We start from the raw sequence: 2,689 nt of genomic DNA, 5'->3' as shown, positions 1-2,689 counted from the left end.
AATACCTGTCTGATACATAGTTTCAAAAAAATGAAAAGCTGTTCCAAAAGTTTGATTTTCACCACTTTCAGTCGTGAATCTTAATCCTTTGATTTTGATGATACTTGCAAATACAAAACCACCTCCCAATAAATACCTCGTATAAATAATTACGAGCTGCGCCAAAAAATTATCCTTGATTTTCTGCATGTTATTCTTTCAGTTGGGTTTGGAATGAATTCTTCGTGTTGCTATTTGAATATGATAAATTGGTTATCCAAATGTTACATCCCAATCTATTAAAAATCTTAAAATCTACAATTCTTAAAAATTTGAATAGTCTGGTTAATGGAAAGTGATGAATGGTTAGGAAATGAATATCTATTTACACAATTTGAGACAATAGATTAAACTCTTAACCATAAACCTGATGAAGAATAACCGACGTGAATTTTTACAAAAAATCGGATTGGGCACTGCCGGAATTGCCGCCGCACCATTTGTGGCACAGGCTTCCTCCTCGCATAAAAATAATTTTGTAGCTGATGGTGATCAATTTCTGCAAATAGGAGACGATATCGCATTGGCAGATACTTCCTTTGGAAAAATCAGGGGATACAGACTCAATGGTGTATATACCTTTTTGGGTGTACCATATGGGTCGGATACATCCGGAAAAAACAGATTTATGCCTCCCCAAAAACCGGAAAAATGGGATGGAATCAAAGATACCATTTGGTGGGGAAACACTGCCCCTCAAATCATGGAAAATAGATATGCGAATGTGCATTCCTCTTTTGCAGATCATTGGAACTATGATGACCTGAGCGAAGATTGCCTCAAACTCAATATTTGGACCAATGCCATCGCGGATGGAAAAAAGAGGCCCGTATTGGTTTGGCTGCATGGGGGTGGATTTACCAATGGTAATGCCATAGAACAAGATGGCTATCATGGTGAAAATTTTGCCAAAAATGGGGATATGGTTTTTGTTTCGATCAACCACCGTCTTGGTCCCATCGGTTTCACGGACCTATCGGGAATAGGAGGGGACAAGTATGCCTATTCGGGAAATGTGAGCATGTTGGATATCATTGCCTCTCTTCATTGGGTGAGAGACAATATAGCAAACTTTGGAGGAGATCCCGGTAATGTCACTATCATGGGGCAGTCAGGTGGCGGCGCCAAAGTGACCGCAACGATGGCTATGCCTGCTTCCAAAGGATTGGTGCACAAAGGTGTGGCTCTGAGTGGAAGTATGCTTGTAGCCAATGACCAAGAATACAGCAGAAAATTAGGTCAATATGTAGTCGAAGCTGCAGGTTTGACCCCTGATTCTATTGACAAACTCCATGATATTCCTTGGAGGGAATACTTGACCATCGCCAACAAAGCCATGGATAGGATGAGGAAGGAATTTCCTCAGCCGGGTTTCCGTGGTGGTTTTGGGCCGGTGGCAGATGGTGTCAATATTCCGAAAGGGGAGTTTTTCTCCAACACAAACAGTCATGATTCAGAAATACCCTTGATGATCTGTACCACATTTCACGAATGGAGCGCAACTAGGGCCAATCCGCAATTGGAAGAAATCGACCTTAATGGCGTAATCGAAAACCTTAAACCAAGATTTGGAGATAAAACAGCTGAGATCGTAAATGCCTACAATTCTAATTTTCCAGGTAAAAAGCCTGCAGAAATCATGGCTTTGGTTGCCTCCAACCGTCAAGGTGCAGTGGCTACAGGAAATGCCAAATCCAAACAAAAAGCTCCCGTTTACATGGCTTGGTTTGGTTGGGAACCTAATCTCTACAATGGCAGGATGCGTGCTTTTCATTGCATTGACATTTGTTTTTGGTTTGAGAATACAGACAGGATGTACACCCATACCGGCGGAGGAAAGCGTCCCAAAATGCTGTCGGATAAAATGTCTGCATCCCTACTTGCTTTCATGAAAACCGGAAACCCAAATGCCGGAACCTTGCCCAACTGGCCAAAATTCACTGCCGAAAAAGGTGAAACAATGGTGCTCAATGATACCTGTGAAGTCAAAAATGATCCTGACAGGGCAGCGAGGATGACTTTGCCTAAAGCATAGATTTTGAGGTTGTTTGGTATAAAGCCTTTAAGGCTGTCGGTTCAATTCCGGCAGTCTTTTTTTATTTTCTCGAGATTTGGAATTCGGATTTTTTGATTTTTGGATTTCCAGGTTTTATACTTTCGTCCGTAACCGTACAAACCTGTTCGGATATTACATTTTTTAAATTTCAAACAGGCCTAATTTCCTCAATTTTAAGGTTTTGAAATGGCATATGAATGGTTATGGTGTTGAGTCAGGTTTTCCCTTTGTCATTTCGACGAAGGAGGAATTCAAAGAATTAGCGGGTACTTAGTACTAAAACAAACATGAAATCCCGATAACCTGACAACCTACCTAAGGCAGGCAGGTGCGAAGCAGACATCAACTATAAAAATTATAACAACTACAACTTCTAACCCCTAACCAAATAACCAAATAACCACTAACCCCTCCATCATGACCCACATCGCTATACCCATTCCCACCGGTAACGGAAAGCAGGACATCAACATTGAGGTGACCATCAACAACCAAAAGCAATCTCTCCATTACAAAGTAGAATTGTTTTATTGGGATGACTGTCAGAATCCACAGGGGCACCGTGCGGATTGCATTTCAGAAATGCTTTCCAAA

At 41.3% G+C, this 2,689-nt stretch carries 1 protein-coding gene and 1 pseudogene; one reads left to right on the top strand and one right to left on the bottom strand.

Going from position 1 to position 2,689, the window contains the following annotated elements:
* A pseudogene (locus tag ACZFYI_RS18650) lies at positions 1 to 189 on the bottom strand (hypothetical protein); the annotation flags it as partial.
* A gap of 220 nt (positions 190 to 409) precedes the next feature.
* Between ACZFYI_RS18650 and ACZFYI_RS18645 the strand changes: the two are divergent.
* Entirely contained in the window at positions 410 to 2,074 is a 1,665-nt protein-coding gene (locus ACZFYI_RS18645; RefSeq protein WP_462525630.1) for a carboxylesterase/lipase family protein, read from the top strand.
* Positions 2,075 to 2,689: the final 615 nt, after the last annotated feature.

The sequence above is a fragment of the Aquiflexum sp. genome (genome assembly GCF_977115555.1).
Note: the sequence above shows the minus strand (reverse complement) of the source record. Positions and strands in the feature narration are given on the sequence as shown.

What these genes read in the sequence shown, in the direction of transcription:
- ACZFYI_RS18645 (WP_462525630.1), top strand. Translation starts at nt 410, where the DNA reads ATGAAGAATAACCGACGTGAATTTTTACAAAAAATCGGATTGGGCACT.